This is a genomic window from Silvanigrella sp., from assembly GCF_044369315.1.
GTDB lineage: Bacteria > Bdellovibrionota_B > Oligoflexia > Silvanigrellales > Silvanigrellaceae > Silvanigrella.
The window spans coordinates 1-23294 of the sequence record NZ_JBIPMD010000030.1 but is presented as its reverse complement, the minus strand read 5'-3'; the positions used below and the strand labels follow the sequence as shown (position 1 = coordinate 23294).

The following is a 23294-nucleotide window of genomic DNA, read 5'->3' as shown; positions in this document are numbered from 1 at the left end:
ACTTTTGTTAAATTTGTTGCAAATAGCCATGGAGGTCGAATTTCTTATTTTAGAAGAAATGGATTAACTGTTTTTGCTTTAACAATTCCAAATATTTTAAATATTATACCAAAGTTAACTCAACAAAATGATAATAAAATTATACAAAATTCACGTAAAAATATTGGAAATAAAAATAAAGTTATTCTTTTAATTGAAAATCCTCTTTCATATGAGAAAATAAGCACAATTTGCTGGCCAAATGATACTGTAATCGAGTATCATAATATTTCAGATAAAGTTTTTGATTTATCTGAATGCTTTTGTATCTACACGGATACGAATTCGGATATTATAGAAAAGGCTCTATCATTGGGTATAAGTGTGGTGCTTCATAAAAGCTTTTATAGTGGCGAGTTCATATTGAAAAAGGTACTTCAAACAAGAAAAAAGTAATGGTGTTATAGAATGATTTTTGAAGAGCTAAGTATTTTAATTGTTGATGATAATAAAGATGAACTAGAGAAATATATTTCTCTTTCGCAATCTTGTGGATTACATTCTTTTGGTGCTACTTCATTGGATGAAGCGAAACAAATGCTTTCTGCAAATGGTTTTGATATTCTGTTAACAGATATCCATTTGGGGGTAGAGGATAATTCAAAATCAAATAAATCTGGCTTTGATATTATTCAATTTGCTTTAGAAACTCAGCCTCAATTAACTGTTATAGCTATGTCCCACGATTTAGATAAATCCATTTTTGATAAAGCATTTTCTTTAGGTGCATCTCATTTTTTAAGAAAACCTATATATAATTCAGATGAAATTCTAATTTATATTAAGTTAGCTTTGCAAAAAAAACACTCTAATCTTTCGAATAACTCGGTCGAGGTTTCATCAAATCGGTTTTTAAAAGACAATTCATTTAAAATATATAAAAATGGTGTCATTGTTTCATCAAAGCATGATAAATTTTTAAATGGAGTTGCTAAAAATAAAAAAATACCTTTAGTTTTATTTGGAGAAACCGGGACAGGTAAAGAAGAATTTGCTAAAATACTTCATAAAAAAAGAGTTGAAATTGAAGGAATGATCCCTTTTGTTACTGTAAACTGCCCCCTATTAGATAATGATTTAACATCTTCCCTATTATTTGGGCATAAAAAAGGTGCTTTTACAGGAGCAAACGAAACAACCAATGGTTATGTTGCGGCTGCCGATGGAGGTATTTTATTTCTTGATGAAATTCATACTCTGGATCTCTCTACACAAAGAAAATTACTACGTGTTTTAAACGACGGAAGTTACAACAGAGTTGGTGATATGCGTATTATCCATTCTTATTTTCAACTTGTTGTTGCTACTACTAAAGATTTAGATGAAGAAGTAGAGTCAGGAAGAATGCTAGCTGACTTTAAGTATCGTATTAGTGGGGCTGAAATTATTTTAGATCCTTTAAGAGAGAGACTCGAGGATATCCCGCTGTTTGTTACCGTATTCTTTAAAAGAGAAAATATTGAGGTAAGTGAAGAGCTTATATATGAAATCAGTCAAATGTGTCAAAAATCCCTTTGGAAAGGGAATATTAGACAGTTGTTTCGTGTATTGCAGCGGATGTTGATAAATGCTCAACTTCATGAAGAAGAGTTAAATATTCATCATCTTGTATTGCCTAATAAAGAGCCATTAACTCATAGATTTCAAAAACAAACTACTTCTACAGATCCAAAACCTGTTTCTTTGCCTAAAGAGCAAATTGATCAATATATTTTGGACTTATTACAAAATGCTTTATATAATGATTGTGCTTTAAATGACGTAATTGATGAAATAGAAAAGACAATTTTAATTAAAGCTATGAATAGACATGATAGTATTGCAAAATCTCATATTGCATTAGGGATCAGTAGAAATGCAATTGATGCAAAAAGAAAAAAATATAAAATATAATCATTTTAAAATTTGATAATAATTATCATTTTTAGAGCTTCATTTTTTTTATTTATTCCAGAAATAAAATTGCATTTTCTATGTTATAGGGTGTATCTCTTTTTTTGGTAAATCTTATTTGATTGGTTTACCTAAAACAAAAGGAGAGTTCCTATGCAAAAAAATGTTTCAACTAGGAGTGCTGAATTCCTAAATCAAAATCCAATAATTAATATGGATAATATCAAAAACAATCCTCTTGCAGACTCTTTATATCAAGATCCTATTTGGCAATTAGCGAAAAGTGATCAAAAAGAAAATCCATTTTCGAATGAAATTTTACAACTTTTAATTTTTGTAAGAAATATAAATAAAACTGCTTTTAATACGATTGAAGACAAAGAAGCATGTGTCCCGAAAATTTGGAATGCAAAAGAACATAACCCGGATAGAAATCTAAACGGTGGTGGAGTTATGACCGTCATTCGTGCAGATCATCTTGAAAAATCCGCAGTAAATTTTAGTTGTGTTTGGGGTCCAAAATATCCTGCTATGGAAGGGGAATATGCAAATAAACCTTTTGCTGCAGCTGGAGTTTCTTTAATTTCACATCCAAGAAATCCTTTTGCGCCCATAATGCATTTAAATGTGAGGTGTATCAAAGTATTTGGTAATGATAAAACAACAACTTGGATTGGTGGTGGAGCCGACCTAACTCCTATGTTTCCTTTTGAAGAAGATACAGAGCTATTTCATAATGCTATGAAAACAGTTTGTGAAAGAAATTCAAAAGTCGCAAATTATGAAAAATATAAAAAGTGGGCTGAAGAATATTTTTATATTCCTCATAGAAAAGAAGAAAGAGGCGTTGGTGGTATCTTTTTTGATTTTGTAAAAACAGAAAATGATTCTGACCTTTCCCTGTTGCTAGATGTAGGACAATACTCGGCAAGAGCTTATGCTGAAATTCTATCTCGTCGTATTGAAATGCCTTATGATGAATCACTTGTAGAAAAGCATCATTATTGGCGAGGTCGATATGCTGAATTTAATTTGGTATATGATCGAGGCACAAAATTTGGATTAATGACTGGTGGAAACCATGAAGCCATTTTTTGCTCCTTACCTCCTCAAGTCAAATGGTGAATTATGGTTGAAGTTGGTTTTTTTTCTCTCTGCATGGGTTTGATTTTATCTATATACGGCTTAGTAATGGGGACTTATTCCTTATATAGGCCATTATCTGGAATTGTGGCAAGTTCTAGAAATTCACTTATATCTGTTTTTATTTGTGTACTTATATCATCACTTATAATGTGGAATTCCATTTTTTTTCATGATTTTTCAGTAAAATATGTTTATCAACACTCCGCAGTAGATATGCCACCACTTTATTTATTCACATCTTTTTGGAGTGCTCTTGAAGGAAGTCATTTATTATGGACTTTAATCATGAGTGCCATTGTTACTTTTTCTTTAGTTACCGTTCGCAAAGAAAATGTTTCTTTATATCCCGCTTTATGTGTTGCTTATGGCTGTGCTTTAACATTTATGCTTTTTTTAAATGTAAGTTATTCGGCGCCTCTTGATAGATTATTTCCTGTCGGAAAATTTGGCCAAGGTATGAACGCACTTTTGCAAAATCCATATATGGCAATTCATCCACCTATGTTATTTACGGGTTATTGTTTACTTATTGTTCCTTTTGCTTATTCCTTTGCGGCTTTAGTCCGTGGTGGATTTACCAGTGAATGGCTTGGTACGGTAAGAAGATGGTCTTTATTAGCATGGGCAATATTATCAATCGCTATTTTTCTAGGCGGAAAATGGGCTTATGTCGAATTGGGTTGGGGCGGCTATTGGGGTTGGGATCCTGTTGAAAATAGTTCCTTAATGCCTTGGCTTGCCATTACAGCAGCTCTTCATACATTATTAATTACAGATAAAACGGGAAGACTGCCGAGACTTCTTTTATTTTTAAATATGCTTGCGTTTTCACTCACATTTTTGGGAACATTTATAACAAGATCAGGTGTTATTAGCAGTGTTCACTCTTTTGCAGAAAGTGAAATTGGTCCTTCTTATTTAGTATGGGTTGTATTTTTACTTGCATTGACGATTGGTCTTATTTTTACTCGTGGTCATTATATTCAAGGTGCCGCAAAAACCAATGAATGGAAAGTTTCAAAAGAAAGCGCTCTTTTATTTACAATCTTTTTTGTTCTTTTCTTACTTGCGCTTGTATTTATTGGGACTATTCTACCTCTTGTTGTAGAAGCCACAAGGGGAATAAAAATTTCTATCCAACAACCTTTTTTCAATGCTTTTGCTCCTTGGATTGGGGCGGGTCTTGTTTTAATTTTAGGAGTTGGAAATTTAATGCGCTGGAAAAATGGAAAAATAGAAGATCCTATTACATGCCTTTTATTTCCATTTATTTGGGCGACCATTCTCACTTATATTCTTTCTGAGCGTAAAAACTTTGATATCATAAGTTCATTTGTTTTTTTAATCGTTATATGGACAAGTTGTGTACTTATTATGGATCTTGTTTATAAACTAAAATCAATGAGATGGAATGGGAAAGTATTTTTGTATTTTAACAGACCCTATTTAGGTGCCTTTATTATACATATTGGATTTTTATTTGCGATTGCAGGGTTTGCTGGAAATTACAGAGGGATTTCTGCAGAAGCTCATTTAAATTTAAATGAATCCACTTCATTCAATGGTTATACAATTACAAATGAAGGTCTTTCCTATAAGCGTGAATATAATGCTCAGTATGTTATTGGAAATTTAAAATCGATTGATAATCAAAATAATGAAAAAATAATGATACATCCTATGAGAAGTAAATTTACAAATAATGAGCAATGGTTCAATGAAATTGGAATACATTCCACATTTTGGCATGATTTATATATTGTTTTAGCTTCTTTTGATGTAAATAACCAAAGCGTATCTTTAAAATTAAATTGGAATCCAACTGTGAAATTGGTTTGGACAAGCCTTATCATTATGGTCTTAGGTGCTGCTGTTTCTCTATCGCATCGAATTCGAAAAAGAAGTCTTGAAATTGATGATGAAGGTAAAATAAAAGAATCAGATGATTCCTTGGATACTTATTTAAAAGATATTATTTCAAATTCAACATTAAAAACTCAATTGTCTTCTAAAATTGTTTCATTAGGCATTATTGGTTTTTCCGTTTTTGTTACATTATTTTGTTTTACAGGAGTTTCCTTAGCTCAAGCGAATTCCGACAATCAAAATTCAGGACCAACTCAAAATAAGTTGCTTCAAGATGGGGCTGGTAACGGCTCCTTACTTAAAGGAACAAAATTAGAATCAGGGCAAATTGTTCCCACAATGATCAATCCAAAGGTAGAAGAGGTTGCGAAAGAGTTGAGATGTCCCACTTGTATTGGAATGAGTGTTTTAGAAAGTGGCACTCTTCAAAGTATTGCAATGAGAACAGAAATTGAAAAACAAGTTTCTGAAGGCAAATCAAAAACCGAAATTATTCAATATTTTAAAAAAGCATATGGGCCCTGGATTTTGAGAGAACCCGATATTCATTCTTCAGTAGGGTTTTTAGTATGGGGAATTCCAATATTGGGATTATTATTTGGGCCCATTTTTATTATTTTAGGATTAAGGCAATCGAAAAAAAGAAAATTATCTAATGAAAAAGAATTGTTGAATGAGATAAAAAAATTTATAGAAGAAAAAAAGAAGGGGGTTGAGGTATGATTATTGTATTATTTTTATGTTTACTTACTGCAATACCCATTGTTTTTTTTGTTTTATCTCCTTTAATGTCGAATCATTTTAAAAAACCGCTTGCTCAAAATTTTGACGATTTTTCAAGCGAAAAAGAATTACGCAATGTTACTTTTTTAAGAGATTTCTTATTTCAAAAATTGATTTACGGTAAAACTGAGCATGAAGATATAGATAAACTTACTGAGAATGAATCCTTAGTATTGCTTGTTACTTTATGTGAACGACTCCAGCAAGCAGGGCTCAGTTGGCTTCCAAGTCAAATTCAAAAACCAACTTCAGAAAAAATATTTGAAAAAGGCTCTTCCTTATTAGATTGCTTATTTTTTATTTTAATATCATTTCTTTTTTCATTTGGAATATTAGCATCTAATGCTTCTTTTTCTTTGGAAAATCAAAATGGCAGTGCTTCGTTAGAAAGAGTAGCAACACCATCAGATGTTACAATTCCTCCTCCAACCATTTTACCGGGAACAGGATATTGGCTTCCTGCAGTGAATCAATTTATTTTAATTCCTGCGCAAGGAAAACTAAATGTTTATTATGTAGGAATGTATAATAATACTTTTAATGCTAAAAGTGCTATTGTTCAAATTCCTTTGCCTAAAGATTTTTATAATCTTCAAATTTATGGAAATTCTAATTTAATTATAGAAAAAAGTCAGGATGGTGGCTCTCCTGTAATCAATACTCCTTTATCGAGTGGAGTGAATCAAATTAGCGTTGAATTTTCATTGCCCGCATCATTTGGGAATACGAATTGGCGACCAGCAGATTTATTTATTCTACCTGGTGTTACTATTTTTATGACGCCTGAATATAGCAGTGGATTAAGAAGTTTATTTTCAAATTTTATTGATACGACAAATGTTTGGCCTCCTCGTATTTCAAATATTCCAATAAGTTTTCGATCATTTGTTGGTCCCGATCCACTAGATAACAATGCGGCATCACAAAAGGATCCGAATCATTTATCGAGACAGCTTGTGCGTGTTGGAAATCAATCAGCAGAATTTCCATCCTTCGATATAAATGGAATTTTACCTTCACGCACACCTATTTATGTCCTATCTGTATTTTTTGCTTTTTTTCTTTTCGGTGTTACTGCTTTCTGTATTTTTAAAACGTCAAAATAATTTGTGTGTTTAAGTATTCATAATAAAAAAAATGGAAAGCCTTCTTGCTCACATGAAATCTCATGGATAAGATAGACTGTGTCTGATATGGAGGTTTCTTTTTATGATATTAAATAGTGAGTCAGTAGAATTAATTAGATTAAATGCAATTCGTTTAGCAACTTCAATTCGCAGTAAAGATGATTTAGTTGATCTTGCTACGGCAAGTTCTTTTGAACAAGTATTTTCTGCGATAGAAACAATACTTACAAATACAGAAATGTATTTTGATGATGATTTGCTTATTCAGCTTGATATTCAATCATGGCAAAGTTTTAAAGCAATTTTACTTGTATACACATTGAACGTGGTGAATCGTCAAATTAATTTAGCAAGAGAGTCTGGCTTTTCACAACAAGCTGGTCGTGATTTTGGAGCAAGTACCACAAATCTTTAATTTATTCCTTTCTCTCTCTCTCTCTCTCTCTCTTGCACTATTCTTTTTCCTCAAATATGATGTGATTGTATCTCAAGTTTAAAGTCTGTTTCGTTAGTTAATATTGTCAACAGTTTCTTTATTGTTACTTTATTGGAGGACCTACATGAAACGTCTGCTAAAGACCACGTCGCTTTTTTCTTTGATTGCAATTTCTGGTAGTGCATTTGCTCAGTCAGCAACAGATACTGCAAATTTTTCACCCCGCCTTAAAATAGCATCTCGTTATTCTTTATGGGATTCCTACCGTAAAAATGAAATGGATGTATTTGGTTCGACAGCTCGTTTTGGTTTAAATTATCGTTACAAAAATATTTTTGCTACTTTAGAAGTTCAGGCAGGAAACCCTTCGGAAGCATATACAAACTCTTCGTCTCAAGGCTATGCAACAACGAATGGTAGAGAGAGTTTATTTAATGTCCGTAGAGCAAATGTAGGCTTAGATGTTTATAAGTCTGACCCCGCTTCGGTTTCTTTTGTATTTGGTAGAGATCGTATTGTTTCATCAATTGTTTATGGTCCTGATGCTATGGTAGAAAATATAGCGACCAACCTTGATAACGTCTCAAGTTTAACAAGTTCAGACGGGATTGGTTTGAAATATGCCGGCAAATTTGATTTTGGTATGATCAATTTTGGTATTGGTTCATATAACAACTTGGCTGCAGCAACACAATCTACGGGATCGGGTTGGTTTGGAAATTCATCACTTGTCGTTGGCGACAACTCTTTTAACTCTTCTCCAAAAACACAATCACGCGCTATTCAAGCGAATTTAAATGCAGATATTACTGCGGGTGATGGTGTTGTAGAAGCGAGAGTTGGCTATGGTTCTCAGACAAATGCAGTAAATAAAATAACTACAACCACTACTTCAACTACGGATTCATCTGGTGTAACAACAACAGTTTATACTAACACTTATAAAGTATTTGATGTTACAAATACGGAAGCATCTCTTGGTTATAACTATATGAACTCTGCGCTAAGAGGCGGTGTTTGGTATCAATCTGTTACAACTAGCAAGAGCCAAACAGGTGTTCTTGGCGCTACTAACAATATTGATAATTACACAGCAAGTACTACAGATGATTCCCAAACAATCAATACCGTTGGTGTTGGTGTCACTGGAAACTCAAAACTTTGGGGTATGAGTGATTTATTAACAACGGGTGATGTGCTTACTTATTCTCTTGCTTATCAAAACGCAAATGGCCAATTAGTTTCTGGGGGTGGTGGAACCACAGGTGTAACTAAATTTACAAACTCTACTTTAACAACAGATTTTTACAATGTTGGGGTAGGTTATCAGCTAGAAAAATTCGCCCTTGAATTTAACTACGCCATGATTAATGCGAGTAAAGAAATTTATACCGATAATGATGGAAAAGCGAATGCGACACAAGCTTCTATATTCTATTTAATGGCTAAATTGTCTTTATAATTAAAGTAATTGATTTAACTTAATTGATGAGATGTGTTTACTTAACACGTCTCATTTTTTTATATGGTGTCTGTTACTTTATTTAAGTTTTTAGGAAGGTCTGGATTGCGGCCTAATTTTAGAGACAACATGGCAGCTAATTTATAAAAATGATAAATACTTAAAATATTATCACACAAAGAATTTATTGAATTTGCTGTTTTGATTATATAAGTATTTGAAAGATTTTTTTCATATTTATGTGCAATTTCATTTGTTGTTATGACGAAAAGTTTTGCTTTTTTATTTTGTAAAGTTTCGATTAATTTCAGCATGCTCTCTAAAGTTTCATCATTCGATAAATAAAGCAAAATAGGATAGTTTTTTTGGATTAATTCAAAAGGTCCATGTAAAATTTCAGCACCACTAAAAGCTTCGGCATGAAGTCCACAGGTTTCTTTTAATTTTAAAGCAGACTCAAGTGCAATAGGGAAAGAATAACCTCTTCCTAAAACTAAAATACTTTTTTCATTTAATAAATTTTCAACAACAAGACTCATTTCATTTTCATTGAAATTCAATAATTGATTTGAAGTATTTAAAAGCTGTTTATTTAAATTGGTATCGTTTTTCCAATAGGAAATAAGCTGTATTATTCTTGAAAGGGAAGCAATAAAACTTTTTGTTGCTGCAACAGATTGTTCTTTATTCGCTAAAAGGGGAATACAATACTCACATTCCTGCTCTAGTGGCGAATTTTTTTCGTTCACAAATGCAAGGGTGATGGCTCCATTTTTCCTTGCAAAAGCCATGCTTTCTATAAGGTCGCTGCTTTTACCTGACTGAGAAATGCCAATAACGAAACTATTTTTATAATTTATATTTGATTTATAAATAGTATGGACCGAAGGAGCAATGGATGCGGTCATAACTCCTAAATGGGTTTCAATTGCATATTTTGAAAAAGAAGCAGCGTGATCGGAACTTCCTCTTGCTAAAGTAGCAACAAAATTTGGAGAATTTTTTTGAAGTCGGTTTGTTACTTCATTTAAAATATCTAAACTGTCATTTTGTTGGTTTTTAATAATGCTTGCAGATTCTTCTGTTTCTTTCTGCATCCAAAATTTTAAGCTCATTTTGAAATCCTTAACTTTACATAAAAAGAGGATATTTATTTTCGGCCTTTGTTAAGTTTTTTTCTATAGCTGTGGAAATAATTGAATTTACAGAACCAGAAAGTTTTTCACGTAAAGACTCTTTTTTAGGAGTATAAATTTGATAAACTTCAAACTGTTTACTAGCTTCTAATAAATAGTCATCACTCGTTTTTAATTCATCTACTAATTTAATTTCAAGTGCTTTAATTCCATACCAATATTCACCAGTGGCAACAACTTGAATATCAACAATATTTCTATATTTTTGGACATGACTTTTAAAAAGTTCATGAACATCATCAATTTGTTCTTGGAATTTCGCTTTTTTCTTTTCCGTAATTTCGCCTAATGGGGTGAGAGTTCTTTTATATTCACCAGCCGTAATTTCTAAATAATCGATATCATTTTTATGAAGAAGTTTATTTAAATTAGGTAAACTAGCAATAACACCAATTGATCCTAAAATAGCAAAAGGTGCGGCAATGATTTTATCGGCAAGACAGGCCATCATATAACCCCCACTTGCAGCAACTTTGTCGACACAAATGGTTAAAGGAATTTTTTGATCTTTTATACGTGCTAATTGAGATGAAGCCAGGCCATAGGCGTGAACCATTCCGCCAGGGCTTTCTAAGCGGACAACGACTTCATCACATGGTCTTGCTGTTTGTAAAAGTGTAGTAACTTGTTCTCTGAATACCGTAACAGCAGATGCAGCAACATCACCATTGAAATCTAAAACAAAAATACGTTTAGGTTTTTCTGTTTTTACATCGGATTTGGAGTCACTTTTTTCAAGTTTCTTTTTTTCTTTTTCTTCAAGTTTTTCTTGTTTTGAGATTTCTTTTAATTCGCTTTCCGATAGAATTTCTTTTAATATTTTATCTTTATTTTCTTTATAAATTTCATTTAAATTTTTGATATTGATTTTTATATCTTGCGATTGTTTTTTCTTTTTAATGGCAATTAATACAATTATTCCAATAAACAATAAAAAAAGTCCAATCACTCCTAAAAATCCGAGAGATAGTTGAAACCAAGAAAACAAAGAACTAGACATAATGTGAACTCCCACTTGTTAATTTTTATTATTTATATTTATTGCGGCACTTAATATTTTATTTCCCGATGCATAACCTTGATATAAAATATCTGGTTTATCATTAAAATTAGAATTTGCTTTAAAAAAACTTGTAGCGGGTAGTCCGTTAACTTCCCATCTATTAACCAAATTTTGAATATTATCTGCTAATTCGGTATAATCTAACTTAACAGGAATAAAATTCGTATTGATATATTCAATCAATTTTTTATCTTTCCAGGTTGTTTCTTCCATTTCAAGACATGCTGTGCACCATTCTGCCCAGATATCTACCAAAATAGGTTTACCTGATTGTTTAGATAACACAACGGCATCATCAAAGTTTGTTTCCCATTTAATTCCATTTGGGTTTGTATTTTGTGCATGGGAAATATTTTTAGGGTGATAAAAACTATTTGAAGTGAATAAGGTAAGCCATAAAGCTAAAATACAGCATGTTAATGTCATACCAATTTTAGATATTTTTCCTAAAATATCTTTTTTAGTAGAAAGTGCAATAAAGGTTACTGAAAGTAACAAGAGTATTGCAATGGATAAAAATTGGGGTTTACTGAATATATCTTGAATATAAGGAATTTTTTGAAAAGTAGCTCGCGCATAATATAATGCAAGAGCAAACATAAGTGATGCAAAAAATATTTTGATAAAATTAAGAAGACGTGGGAATTTTGGCATTCTGCTTAAACGTTGGCCAAAAAAACCTAATGCGACATAGGGAAGTCCAAAACCTATTGCAAAAAATAACATATAGGTAAATCCAGATACTGGATTTTTATTTTGAGCGATTAATAACAAAATAGTGCTTAAAACAGGACCCGTACATGGGGCAGATATTAAACCAGAGACAGCTCCCATAGTTACTACAGCAGTTCTTGGATAATTTTGTGCAAGAGGAATTTTATTCGCAAAAGATTGAACTGCCGTAAAATTAAAAACACCTAACATGGACAGTCCTAATAAAAACATGACAATAGCAATAATCCAATTAAAAATGGGATTCGCAAGTTGTGCTCCAAAAATATTTCCTGTCATACCTGCAAAAACACCAAGAAGTGAGTAAGTTATTATCATCCCTCCCACATAAATAATAGGTAACGATTTTATTTTTTGTTTCCTAGAGTTACTTTGTCCAAATTGCGACATTACATTTAAAGTAATAGGAATCATTGGATAAACACAGGGCGTTAAATTCATAAGCAAGCCCGCTAGAAAAAGAGCTGGGAATAAAATCCAACTTCCTTTTTTAAGAGCTTCTTGAATTTGAAAGGCAATATTATCATTTAATAAAGTAATTTTTTCGGAAGTATCCATTTCTGTTTTTTCTACAACAGCTTCTTTGTTTACATTGACTTGATTGTTTAAATTTGTTGTTTGGTTATTCACTTTATTAGAGAATGTATTTGTATTATTTAAATCGGATATATTTCCTTCAATCATATAAACAGCAAGTTTTGCTGGAACTAAACAGACAGCATTTGAGCAGGATTGAATATCAATTTCAAGTTTATCATTTGATTGAAAAGGAGATTTACTTTCAATATAAAATACAGAAGAGTTTTTAAAAATCTTTTTTTCTTTTTTGTAAAAAGGGTCAAAATAAGATTCTGGTGGTTTTAATGATGTATATTTTAAAAGATGAGGAAGATTATTTTGAGGATGTAAATTAAAATTCAATTTGTCTTCATATATTTTAAAATCATTTTTTGTTTTAAGTTCTATTGTTGCTTTATAAAGATCTTTCTCTTTTTCCATTTTTAAAATTTTAAATTGAACAACTTCTTGAACTTTAATATTTGCGGAATCGACAAATTGAGAATCAGGTGCAACAAATATTTCATTTGCATAAAGGAAATTAGGCGAAAGAATTAGGAATAATCCTAAGATTAAAAATTTTATAACTTGATTTAGCTTTGAAATCACTTTTTACCTCTAAACCCTTTCTTAAATTGACCAATTGCCAATGCATGAGTAAATTAATTAAGCGCTTCGAAATAAATAGAATCGAAGCTAAACTTTGGAGCAAAAAAGACAATGACTCAATCTAAATCGTTTCAATTAAACCGAATTTCACCTGTCTCTGGCAATAAAAAAATACTTACAATCGTAATGGATGGAGTTGGATATACCAACCCAAATGCCAATATTACATCTGAGATCAAAAACCAAAAAGGAATTTTGCCCTCTGAAGCTTTTATTACAGGTAATGCAGTAAACGCAGCTTATACTCCAAATTTAGATAACTTGATTTCAAGTTCCTTATTTCGAACATTAAAAGCTCATGGAACAGCTGTAGGTTTACCAAGCGATGACGACATGGGCAACAGCGAAGTGGGTCATAATGCATTGGGAGCAGGTAGAGTTTTTGCACAAGGTGCAAAACTTGTGAATTCTGCTATTCAATCTGGTAAAATTTTTGAAGGTACTGCTTGGAAACAAGTTGTTGGAAGAGAAGAATTAAAAAACAAAAAAAATACACTTCATTTATGTGGTTTACTGTCTGATGGAAATGTACATAGTCATATCGATCATTTATTTGCATTAATTAAAGGCGCAAAAACCGAAGGAGTTCAAAAAGTTCGTCTACATCTTCTTCTTGATGGAAGAGATGTTGGACCATTAACGGCAACAGAATATATTTTAAAATTAGATTCTTTTCTTAAAGAAATAAATTCAGATCATTTCGATTGTAAAGTTGCTTCTGGTGGTGGAAGAACTTTTGTTACCATGGATAGATATGAAAGTGATTGGAGTATTGTAGAAAGAGGATATCAAGCACATATTCTTGGCGAAGGTCGAGGATTTTCTTCCTTATTAAATGCCGTTGAAACTTTGCGCCAGGAAAAAAACTATTATGACCAAGATCTACCCCCATTTGTCATTCTTGATAATAATAAACCTCTTGGTACAGTTGAAGAAAACGACAGTTTTATCTTTTTTAATTTTAGAGGTGATAGAGCAATTGAAATTTCAAGAGCTTTAACCGAGCAAAACTTTAAATCTTTTCCTCGCAAACGATTTCCTAAAATTTATTATGCAGGCATGATGCAATATGATGGAGATTTAAAATTACCTGAATTATTTTTAGTGACTCCACCAGCAATTGATAGAACATTGACTGAATTATTGTGTAATGCATCTGTGAAACAATTCGCTTGTAGTGAAACACAAAAATATGGACATGTTACTTATTTTTGGAACGGAAATAGAAGTGGTAAATTTAATGCGGAATTAGAAAATTATATTGAAATTCCTTCAGATCTTATTCCTTTTCAAGAGCGTCCTTGGATGAAATCAGCAGAAATTGCAGATATCACAATTAAAAATATGTATGACAATTCATTTGAAATAGGTCGTATTAATTTTGCTAATGGAGATATGGTTGGTCATTCAGGAGATTTTGCAGCTGCCGTTCTTTCTGTTGCCGCTGTCGATTTAGCATTAGGTCGAATTATGAAGGCAGCTAAAGAAACAAATACCATTTTAATTGTTGTTGCCGATCATGGTAATGCAGATGAAATGTATGAGTTAGATAAAAAAACGAAAAAAGTTATATTTGATGATAATGGAAAACCAAAGTTAAAAACAAGCCATACCTTAGCGCCCGTTCCTTGCGCAATTTATAATACCGAAATTTTAGAAAAAAATGTTTCTTTAAAAACAGATATGCCAAATGCGGGTCTTGCTAATATTGCATCTACAATTTTAGATATAGCGGGTTTTAATACACCCGATTTTTATGAACCGTCTTTAATTGAATTTCATTCTGAAAAAAAAAAAATAGATTTTAAAACAATCTTAAATTCTAATAGTGAAATCGTATTTCAAAAAAATAATTTTTCAAAACGTTATCAATTAGCCAAATTATCTTTAGATTTTGCAGATACCATTGCAAAATTAAGAGCACCAGACGGATGCCCTTGGGACAAAGAGCAAACGTTAACTTCTTTAAAAAGTTATTTGATTGAAGAATCTTATGAGGCTATCGATGCTTTAAATTCGTTTGATGACATTCCAACAGAAAATCAAATTAAAAATTATTATAGCGAATTAGGTGATGTCCTTTTACAAGTATATTTAAATGCACAAGTCGCTCAAGATGAAAATTTATTTAGTTTAAATGAAGTTTTTTCTAGTATAAATAAAAAAATGATTCAAAGGCACCCACATGTATTTCAAAAAATTGAATCTACAATTCAAAATTCAAGTGATGTGTTAGTGCAATGGGATAAAATTAAAGAACAAGAAAATATAGAGAACTCAAAACAAAATGATTCCTTATTAAAAAAAGCTCTGAAAAAAAGAGCATTGCCAACATTAAATTTTGGAGTAGAAGTTTCAAAAAGAGCCAAAAAAGTTGGATTTAGCTGGAATACAGTGGAAGAAGTATTTCAAGATGTTATTTCTGAAGTTAAAGAACTTCAATATGAAATTGAGCAAAATGAAAAAAATATAGAAAAAATTGAAGATGAAATTGGTGATGTCGTTTATGCATTGTGCAACGTGGTTCAGTTTTTTAAAGAAACAACGGAAGAAGCAAAGCATTTTGACTTTGATCTCATCGCTCGAGCTGCTATAGATAAATTTATTAATAGATTCAGTGAGATGGAGAAAATTTGTCAAGAAAAGGGAACCCCTTTAACGGAAACCTCTGTTAAAAACATCTCGCTTGACCAGTGGAATGATCTTTGGAAGCAAGCTAAAAAAAGGCGATATCGGTGATTTTTGAAGCCTTGCCAAATTAGGCTAGGCGTAGCATGTTTACTAACCGTTGTATGACGTTATTATAAAGGAAGCTATGTTATGGTGTTAAAAAATTTATTTGGCAAAAAAGATCAAAGTAAAAAGTTTGAAAATCCAACATTAAATGGAAATCAAACAGAAACAATTGAAGAAACTCAAGCTTCTGATTCTGCTCAACAACAAAATGAACCAACTCCAGCCTTGCATTTGGAAAACGCTTTAGTCGAAAATGCAAGAAATGACACTCCAGAAACAAGAGCAAAAGTATACCAAGAACTTTTGTTTTCTGATCTTTTATTAGCCCTTGCAGATACCGGCGCTCCTAGTGCTGCTGTAAATGAAGCCACTGTCGCTGCTGAAAATCCAAGCGTGAATGTCGCTATTTTATCAAATTCACAAGGTGTTCAATTTTCAGCCGCTTTTACAAGCGCTGCTGCTGCGCGTAGATGGCGTGCAGAAGGTGGGCAATATGTTTCCATACGAGGACAAGATGTTTTTAAATTATTAGAGCCAAGTCCTGCTGAAGTGATCGTTGTGAATCCTGGAAGCGCCCCCTTTGTTGTTTTAAATAAAGTTGAGTACAAACAGCTAGCTATGGGTATTGTTCCTCAAACCCAAAGAAGCCCTGTTCAAGTTAATGTTTCTAATGAACAAGCAAGCTCTGCTCAAGCTCCTTCTGAAGGCATGCAAATTGCTTTCCCTCCAGATGCGTTTAATGATGTCCAAAAACTACATGCTCAAAAAATATTAGCAGAATTTGAAAATATCGAAGCTGCAGCATTAGGAGCTATTCTTCCTCCAAATGCACCACAAGATTCAGGTTGGTTGCGTACTGTATTTTTAAGAGTTGTGGGGTTAGATGAAAATCAAGAACAAGTTCAAAGCTTTTGCTTAAGCGTTCGCGATTCTATGCGCAAAGATAATGAATATTTCATTGAAACTCAGTTTGAGGTTGGGGTTATGCCTGATCCTTCCTTTTGGGTTGCCATGCACCAAAATAATTTTATCTTATTAGATAAAAATCCACCTCAAATTCCTGCTACTGAAAATTCAATTAAAGAGTAATGATTTTATTATTTTGAGGTTTGTTTATTTATGATAAATTCTGTGATTGAGAGTGCAATAAAAAGGGCAGATCATTTTTCTCAAGCTTTATTATGGTATAATCATACTTTAAAAAATAATGCTCAATTTCAAAAAAGTTTTTTATTAATGACAAATGAACTTGTTGCTTGTGCTAGAGCAAATAGTTCATTAAAACAAGTTTTTTTTATTGCTGTTGGAAAATCGGCGCAAGTTGCTCAACTTGCTGTTTCTATGTTGGTGAGTGTAGGAATTGTTGCGCGATTTGTTCATCCAACAGAAGCCTTTCATGGTGATTTAGGTGTTGTTGGAAAAGAAGATACTGTTATTTTAATATCTAATAATGGAAAAAGTAATGAACTTTTACAGCTTTTACCTGGTCTGCAAGAGCGAAATGTAAAAATATTCGTTTTAACATCAAAAGAAGATTCTCCTTTAGCAAAATCAGCAAATCATGTGTTACTTATTCCTCCATTTGAAGAAATGTGTCCATTAAGTCAAGCTCCTGTAACAAGTACTGTTACTTCTCTTGCTTTATGCCAACTTTTTGTTGCTGCTACAGTAGAAATTCGTAATTATCCAATTGAAGAATATGCAAAAAATCATCCTGGTGGAGCTATTGGAAAAAGAATATTTTTAAAAGCAGATAATTTAATGGTTCAAGGAAACGAATTGCCATTAGTTGGAAAAGATGATCTTTTTAAATCTGTAATTTCTGTATTTACAAAATACTCTAAAGCAGCTGTTTTGGTTGTTGAAAATAATAAATTTATTGGTCTTATATCTGAAAAAGATCTTAGAAAAGCAATGGAAAAACATGGGGCCAGCGTTTTTGAATTAAAAGCATCCGAATTTATGAATAAAAATCCCACAGTAATTCAGCCTGGTTTACTTGCCATTGATGTTTTAAAAATAATGTGTGCTAAAAATCCACCATTTAATCTTATGCCTGTTGTTGATAATAATGGAAATGCTGTTGGTCTTGTTCGTATGCTAGATTTTGTTGCTGCGGGAGTTACTTTATAAAGTAACTTTATTTTTTAGTAGCAATTTTTTCGAGAGTATTTAAAGCCAGGGTGCGAATTCTTCCATCACTATGGTATTTAGATATCCAAATTATTTCTAGTTTAATATTCCCATCCTTTTTTCCGAGCCTTTGCATAATGGGAAAAAGTCTAAATTGAACCCAATTCTCTTCTTTTCTGTAACTTAATAACCAATCTTTAGGATTATTTGCAACAATTTTAGTTATTTGTTCTACAAATGTTTCTCTATAAGAAGTTGTAGTAGAGGCATAAATAATATTTAATTGATTAAACTCATCTTCAGTTAGTTTTGTTTTACGAGCAATCATTTCATTTAAAAATCGATTCATCAATATGGGAGTCCAAATTCTTACCATATCGGGATATTTAATTTCTTTTCCATCGCTGGATGGTTTTCCGTATAAGGATGGATCCAATATTTTTGTGTTATCTTTTTCTCTAATTTCTTTAGCAACTCTTTTAATCCAGCTTTTTAATGATTGAATATAACCTGCATCATTTGTTTCTTTTAGAATATCAATCCAACTGCTCAAATATCCTTTATCAATTTCTCTTTCAATCACTTGGCTAGCTTCTGAAATTTTAGCAATTAATCCCAATGTTATTAATGCTTGTTCTCCTTGTTTTGGAGTATATTCTTTTTCTGAAAGAGTTTTTTTCAAGTAATCTTTTATAGCCAATTCGCATTTTGGAAATTTTTTTCTAGTCAGACCTGAAGCAAGTTCCGCCCTTCTTTTTTCATTGCTTAATATTTCTTTTGACATTTCTTGAAAAAAATCTTTTTGATTATCATACTTTTCACAAAAATCTTTCACAATATTTATAGAGTCTGCTTCAGTAATAACTTCTTTTTGTGTTGCTGTATTTTCATTTTGATTTGCAAAAATAAACGTTTGATATAAACATATTAATAAGCAATATATGAATTTAACCATTATCAATCTCCGCGAGCCAGTAATATTTTTTTTCATTTGTTTGATTTAGTATAAAATTTAAATTTTTAACTTTAGCCCTTTTTTTAATATTAATAATGAGATCAAATAAAGTAAAATAATTATTTTCAAATAAAATAACTTTTTCTTCATCAAGTATTTTACTATTAAAAAATAAACAGAAAGTTCTAAATATGATAGGGTTATAACTAATGGTTTCTGTTATTTTACAATTTATTTTAACTTTTGTTTGGATTTTAATTGATAATTCTTCTTCTAATGATTTAACTCCTCTTATAAATAAGCTTCGATGTTTCGGAAATTCAATTTTATTAAGGCTTAATAAAGGAACTAAAGCGTTTCTTATTGAAGAGGATCTATTATTTTGAATAAACCACGCAACGCAAGCCCATATCGTAAATACAGCAAAAACAAAATGAAAAATAAAATTAGATATCAAAAACTTCTCCTTATCTTTACAAAATGCTTGTCTTTGTGCAAAATCTATAATGCAAATTATTGCATCTTCTCCGAATTCTTAGCACAAAGGGAGTTATTCCTGAATGGGATCTGATAATATTAAAACATCTCTTCCAAATGAGGAAGAAGCGCCGTCTCAATCTTCTAATACTCCCACTGAAGATATAGAAAAAATTGCGAATGATGCCTATCTTTCTTTGAAAGAAAAATGTCTGCAATATTTAGATTTTTCTTTGGAACCAACCTTATTTAAAGCGTTTCGTTTTGCTCATAATTTGCATGCGGGGCAAAGACGAAAAAGTGGTGAGCCTTATATTATTCACCCTATCGCAGTAGCTGAAATTTTAGCTGAATTTAAAATGGATGAAACCTCTTTAATTGCGGCCATTTTACATGATGTCGTTGAAGATACTCATGTTTCTGTAGAAGAGGTTTCAAAAGAGTTCGGTGAGCCCGTTGCCGCCTTAGTTGAAGGTTTAACAAAGTTAGCAAAAGTACAGTTTCGTTCTTCACAAGAAAAAATGGCAGAAAATTTTAGAAAAATGATAGTAGCTATGTCTAGAGACATTAGGGTTATTATTGTAAAACTTGCCGATCGTACTCATAATATGAGAACATTAAGAGCTTTAAACTTAGAAAAAAGACAACGTATAGCCGAAGAAACTCTTGAAATATATGCCCCTTTAGCAGGGCGTCTCGGGATGTACAAAATAAAAGCAGAGTTGGAAGATCTTTGTTTAAGAGAGCTAAAACCATCGGTTTATTACAGTCTTATTGCTCGAGTTGCTCAAAAAAAGACCGAACGAGATAAAATTATTGAGCAAGCAAGAGAACATCTTGATTCAAGATTAAAAGAAGCAAATATTAATGCAAAAGTATATGGACGCGCTAAACATTTTTATTCTATTTATAGAAAAATGTCTGATAAACAAATTGAATTTGAAGATATTTATGATCTATTCGCCTTACGTGTTATCGTAAATACACCAAATGAATGTTATGAAACATTAGGAATAATTCATAATATCTACCGACCTGTGCCAGGGCGATTTAAAGATTTTATCGCCATGCCAAAAGCCAATTTATACCAAAGTTTACATACAACCATTGTTGCTGCTAAAGGGGAGTTGCTTGAGGTTCAAATAAGAACAGCTCAAATGCATCATATTGCAGAAAACGGGATTGCGGCACACTGGGCGTATAAAGAAAAAAGAAAAGATCCAAACAATACCCAGCTCAATCCTGCTGACTTTGAAAAATTTAAATGGCTAAAACAAATTGTTAGGCATCAAAAAGAACTTTCCGATCCCGATGAGTTTTTAGAAGCTGTTAAAGTCGATCTTTTTGATGAAGAAGTTTACGTTTTTTCTCCAAAGGGTGATGTTTTTGAATTAAGAAAAGGATCCACTTGTCTCGATTTTGCTTTTGCAATTCATACCGATTTAGGATTAAAAACCACCGGAGCAAAAATCAATGGCCGCATTGCTACGTTAAGAACCCGTCTGCATAGCGGTGACGTAATTGAGCTTTTAGTTGGAAATAAAGTAAGAGCGACCAAAGATTGGCTAAACTTTACAACGACAACAAAAGCAAGAAATAAAATTAGAGCTTGGTTACGTAGCGAAGAAAGAACAAATTCAAAACAAATTGGACAAAATTTATTGGAAGAAGAACTATCAAAAAGTTCTTCTAGTTTTGAAAAACTTCAAAAAATAGGGGTTTTTCAAGAGATTCATAGGTACTTTAGTGTTGGTGGTTACGAAGATTTTATTTTGCAAATTGGCTATGGTAAAATTGATGCAAAATCAGCTGTTCAAAAATTATTGTCTGTATTGCAAATCCCAAAAGTACTTGAGATAGCAACAACTGCCGAGCCTCAAAAAACAATGCAACAAGAGTTTCAAGAAATTAGAACGGTTCAAGAAGCTTTAAAACAAAGGCAAGGTAAAAATAGAGCTGGTGGTGAAGATGCCGTTCGTGTTCAGGGTATGACAGGAATTGTTGTACGTATGGCTCGTTGTTGTGAACCTTTACCAGGCCAACCTATTGTTGGATTTGTTTCACGCAGCCGAGGTGTTACGGTTCATGCGGCAAGTTGTCAGTGGGCTTTATCAAATGACCCAGCACGACGTGTTGATTGTTCTTGGAATATTATTTCTTCTACAGTTCATAATGTAAGAGTAAGGATAACAGCTCATGATAAACCTGGAATTCTAGCTGCTATAACAAAAATGGTTTCATCTTCGCAAATTAATATTGCAGGTATGGAATGTTTTACAAACCCTCAAAAAAGAGCAGTTATTCTTTTAAAACTTGAATTAACAGATATTCATCAGTTAAAAGATATTCATCAAAAAATTGAAGCTGTAGATGGTGTTATTTATGTAGAAAGAACAATGGGATGATAAAAAATAAATATTTCTCCTTTTTTTTGTTACTTCTTGCAGAATCTATAGAGCGATTTTCTTATTTTTTTGTTTCGTTTGTCCTTTTATTTTATATGATGACAAATATTGAAAATGGCGGTCTGCAGTTTTCTCAAGAAAGTGCCATGAATATAGGAGGATATTTTTCTTTTGGCATTCTTGTTTTCCCTTTAATTATGGCGCCTATGATAGATAAATATTTAGGGTATTTTAAGGCTGCAATTTATGGGGGAATTGCCTTATCAGTAGGGTATTTATTTGCTTTTTTGTCTGGATATTTATCCGCTTATTTCATCGTTGCTGCATTAATAATGATTGTTGTTGGTTCTGCTTTTGTGAAACCAAGTATAAGTGTATTAATAGGTAAATTATCAAATTTTTCGCCTTTATCTCATGATTTAGGCTATATTTTGTATGTTATTTCAGTAAGTGTTGCTTCAATGGGCTCGGCATATTTTTCGGCGAAATTAATAAATAAATATTATACTTATATGCCGTTTTTTGTAATTTCTTTTTTTTTTATGCTTTTGTTTACATTTATAATTTATTACTTAAATAAAAATATAAAATTAAATGATCATAATGAGAGAAGTGAAAAAATAACTAAAAAAACCTCTTATACTCTTGCTGGAGCTATGTTATTTTGTCTTTTCATTGGGGTTTCAACTACCATTTCCTCTAAAATATTTTCCTTTCCAAACACGTTATCATTTTGGTTAACATCTTTATTTGCTATTTTATTTCTTTTATCTGTGAGCTTAAATTTTTTAAAAATAAACATCAAAATGTTATATGTAATTTTGATGAGCTCCTTTTTTATCATTTTTTTATTGGTTAACCTTTTTATTAGAAATTTAGGTGATATTTCTCCTATTCTTCCAGGAATATTTTCATCATTTGATATGTTGCAAAACTTTTTTATTTTCCCTATCGTGCTTTCCATCATTGCTAAATATTCACCAACTGGTGCTCAGGCAACCATGCAATCGTTAGCTTTTTTTCTTTTCAGTTTATCAACTATTTTAGTGAAAAATATTCTTCCTGTGTTTTCTTTTACAGGCAGCAATTTAATTTTATTTTTAGCTTTGTTAATCCTTTTTATTACAGCTATCTTTGTTCGATTTGCTTATAAAGTAATATGCTAATATTAATGAATATTCAATTTGCTATAAAATAAATAATTAGAAAACGAGAAGTTATTTTTATAAATAATGGATTGTATTTTATTTGTTCTTTGAAACTCAGCATGTACAAATTTTTTTCTATCTATAATCAAACTATTTAGAATATTTAAACAAGATATTTTTGCTAAATCACTAGAAAAGTATATTTTACCAATTTGAGATTCTTTGTTATTTAAATATTTATTATAAATATCATTGATAGCTTTATCATTATGAATATAAATTAAAAAATCAGCTATTTTTTTGAAAATATTGTAAAGCTCAGGTTTGCATTTCATTAAATTTAAATTTCTATATGCTTTATTTCTTTGAATTTCTGATTCATAATAATTATATTTTTTCTCACTATTTAAGTCATTTACAATATTTTCTATGTTTTTTTCATTTGGTTTTCTTAAAATACTTATAGGTTT

Annotated in this window: 18 protein-coding genes; 12 read left to right on the top strand and 6 right to left on the bottom strand. The window is 31.5% G+C overall.

Translation table 11 applies throughout. The annotated features are described in order from the left end of the window. From ACIQ56_RS04565 to ACIQ56_RS04535, 7 genes are all read left to right on the top strand, one after another. Positions 1–435: hypothetical protein (locus ACIQ56_RS04565; RefSeq protein WP_397599890.1), on the top strand; the 435-nt coding region annotated here is incomplete at its 5' end. A 12-nt stretch (positions 436–447) separates the two neighbouring features. Beyond that, entirely contained in the window at positions 448–1932 is a 1485-nt protein-coding gene (locus ACIQ56_RS04560) for a sigma-54-dependent transcriptional regulator (RefSeq protein ID WP_397599889.1), read from the top strand. 153 nt (positions 1933–2085) lie between these two features. Then, complete coding sequence (locus tag ACIQ56_RS04555; protein WP_397599888.1) at positions 2086–3057, top strand: coproporphyrinogen III oxidase; 972 nt, start codon at positions 2086–2088, stop codon at positions 3055–3057. 3 nt (positions 3058–3060) lie between these two features. Continuing rightward, positions 3061–5667 carry a cytochrome c-type biogenesis CcmF C-terminal domain-containing protein gene (locus ACIQ56_RS04550; protein ID WP_397599887.1) on the top strand — a complete coding sequence of 869 codons (2607 nt, stop codon included), beginning with the start codon at positions 3061–3063 and terminating at the stop codon, positions 5665–5667. Further along, positions 5664–6833, top strand: coding sequence for a hypothetical protein (locus tag ACIQ56_RS04545; protein WP_397599886.1), 1170 nt, complete (start codon positions 5664–5666; stop codon positions 6831–6833). The genes ACIQ56_RS04550 and ACIQ56_RS04545 overlap by 4 nt, the downstream gene beginning before the upstream one ends. A gap of 103 nt (positions 6834–6936) precedes the next feature. Next, complete coding sequence (locus ACIQ56_RS04540) at positions 6937–7269, top strand: hypothetical protein (RefSeq protein WP_397599885.1); 333 nt, start codon at positions 6937–6939, stop codon at positions 7267–7269. 145 nt (positions 7270–7414) lie between these two features. Beyond that, positions 7415–8752: a hypothetical protein gene (locus ACIQ56_RS04535; protein ID WP_397599884.1), complete on the top strand. Its 1338-nt coding sequence runs from the start codon at positions 7415–7417 to the stop codon at positions 8750–8752. Between the two features lie 59 nt (positions 8753–8811). On the opposite strand, the gene ACIQ56_RS04530 is transcribed toward ACIQ56_RS04535, so the two are convergent. The 3 genes from ACIQ56_RS04530 to ACIQ56_RS04520 are packed head-to-tail and all read right to left on the bottom strand — an operon-like array spanning position 8812 to position 12910. Further along, positions 8812–9867: an SIS domain-containing protein gene (locus ACIQ56_RS04530; protein WP_397599883.1), complete on the bottom strand. Its 1056-nt coding sequence runs from the start codon at positions 9865–9867 to the stop codon at positions 8812–8814. 16 nt (positions 9868–9883) lie between these two features. Next, positions 9884–10948 carry a protease SohB gene (gene sohB, locus ACIQ56_RS04525; RefSeq protein WP_397599882.1) on the bottom strand — a complete coding sequence of 355 codons (1065 nt, stop codon included), beginning with the start codon at positions 10946–10948 and terminating at the stop codon, positions 9884–9886. A gap of 18 nt (positions 10949–10966) precedes the next feature. Continuing rightward, positions 10967–12910, bottom strand: a complete 1944-nt coding sequence (locus ACIQ56_RS04520; protein WP_397599881.1) for a protein-disulfide reductase DsbD family protein — start codon at positions 12908–12910, stop codon at positions 10967–10969. A 111-nt stretch (positions 12911–13021) separates the two neighbouring features. On the opposite strand from ACIQ56_RS04520, the gene gpmI reads away from it, so the two are divergent. From gpmI to ACIQ56_RS04505, 3 genes are all read left to right on the top strand, one after another. Continuing rightward, entirely contained in the window at positions 13022–15709 is a 2688-nt protein-coding gene (gpmI, locus tag ACIQ56_RS04515; RefSeq protein WP_397599880.1) for a 2,3-bisphosphoglycerate-independent phosphoglycerate mutase, read from the top strand. 81 nt (positions 15710–15790) lie between these two features. Then, positions 15791–16795, top strand: a complete 1005-nt coding sequence (locus tag ACIQ56_RS04510) for an SseB family protein (protein WP_397599879.1) — start codon at positions 15791–15793, stop codon at positions 16793–16795. Between the two features lie 30 nt (positions 16796–16825). Further along, positions 16826–17839, top strand: a complete 1014-nt coding sequence (locus tag ACIQ56_RS04505) for a KpsF/GutQ family sugar-phosphate isomerase (protein ID WP_397599878.1) — start codon at positions 16826–16828, stop codon at positions 17837–17839. 7 nt (positions 17840–17846) lie between these two features. Here ACIQ56_RS04505 and ACIQ56_RS04500 read toward each other — a convergent pair whose 3' ends face one another. Next, positions 17847–18794 carry a hypothetical protein gene (locus ACIQ56_RS04500; protein ID WP_397599877.1) on the bottom strand — a complete coding sequence of 316 codons (948 nt, stop codon included), beginning with the start codon at positions 18792–18794 and terminating at the stop codon, positions 17847–17849. Next, on the bottom strand, positions 18787–19251 hold the full coding sequence (locus ACIQ56_RS04495; RefSeq protein ID WP_397599876.1) for a hypothetical protein: 465 nt from the start codon (positions 19249–19251) through the stop codon (positions 18787–18789). The genes ACIQ56_RS04500 and ACIQ56_RS04495 overlap by 8 nt, the downstream gene beginning before the upstream one ends. 103 nt (positions 19252–19354) lie before the next feature. On the opposite strand from ACIQ56_RS04495, the gene ACIQ56_RS04490 reads away from it, so the two are divergent. Both ACIQ56_RS04490 and ACIQ56_RS04485 read left to right on the top strand, forming a co-directional pair. Then, positions 19355–21676 (top strand): RelA/SpoT family protein, encoded by a 2322-nt coding sequence (locus tag ACIQ56_RS04490; RefSeq protein ID WP_397599875.1) that lies wholly within the window; start codon positions 19355–19357, stop codon positions 21674–21676. Beyond that, positions 21673–22842, top strand: a complete 1170-nt coding sequence (locus ACIQ56_RS04485) for a hypothetical protein (RefSeq protein WP_397599874.1) — start codon at positions 21673–21675, stop codon at positions 22840–22842. Before ACIQ56_RS04490 ends, ACIQ56_RS04485 begins: the two co-directional genes overlap by 4 nt. Positions 22843–22844: 2 nt before the next feature. Here the strand turns inward: ACIQ56_RS04485 and ACIQ56_RS04480 are convergent. Beyond that, on the bottom strand, positions 22845–23294 hold a 450-nt coding region (locus tag ACIQ56_RS04480), incomplete at its 5' end, for a hypothetical protein (protein ID WP_397599873.1).

Bases quoted from the DNA above. Each gene is read 5' to 3' on its own strand.
- ACIQ56_RS04545 (WP_397599886.1), top strand. From the start codon at position 5,664: ATGATTATTGTATTATTTTTATGTTTACTTACTGCAATACCCATTGTT.
- ACIQ56_RS04485 (WP_397599874.1), top strand. From the start codon at position 21,673: ATGATAAAAAATAAATATTTCTCCTTTTTTTTGTTACTTCTTGCAGAA.
- ACIQ56_RS04500 (WP_397599877.1), bottom strand. From the start codon at position 18,794: ATGGTTAAATTCATATATTGCTTATTAATATGTTTATATCAAACGTTT.
- ACIQ56_RS04540 (WP_397599885.1), top strand. From the start codon at position 6,937: ATGATATTAAATAGTGAGTCAGTAGAATTAATTAGATTAAATGCAATT.
- ACIQ56_RS04560 (WP_397599889.1), top strand. From the start codon at position 448: ATGATTTTTGAAGAGCTAAGTATTTTAATTGTTGATGATAATAAAGAT.
- ACIQ56_RS04530 (WP_397599883.1), bottom strand. From the start codon at position 9,867: ATGAGCTTAAAATTTTGGATGCAGAAAGAAACAGAAGAATCTGCAAGC.
- ACIQ56_RS04555 (WP_397599888.1), top strand. From the start codon at position 2,086: ATGCAAAAAAATGTTTCAACTAGGAGTGCTGAATTCCTAAATCAAAAT.
- ACIQ56_RS04535 (WP_397599884.1), top strand. From the start codon at position 7,415: ATGAAACGTCTGCTAAAGACCACGTCGCTTTTTTCTTTGATTGCAATT.
- ACIQ56_RS04490 (WP_397599875.1), top strand. From the start codon at position 19,355: ATGGGATCTGATAATATTAAAACATCTCTTCCAAATGAGGAAGAAGCG.
- ACIQ56_RS04550 (WP_397599887.1), top strand. From the start codon at position 3,061: ATGGTTGAAGTTGGTTTTTTTTCTCTCTGCATGGGTTTGATTTTATCT.
- gpmI (WP_397599880.1), top strand. From the start codon at position 13,022: ATGACTCAATCTAAATCGTTTCAATTAAACCGAATTTCACCTGTCTCT.
- ACIQ56_RS04510 (WP_397599879.1), top strand. From the start codon at position 15,791: ATGGTGTTAAAAAATTTATTTGGCAAAAAAGATCAAAGTAAAAAGTTT.
- sohB (WP_397599882.1), bottom strand. From the start codon at position 10,948: ATGTCTAGTTCTTTGTTTTCTTGGTTTCAACTATCTCTCGGATTTTTA.
- ACIQ56_RS04505 (WP_397599878.1), top strand. From the start codon at position 16,826: ATGATAAATTCTGTGATTGAGAGTGCAATAAAAAGGGCAGATCATTTT.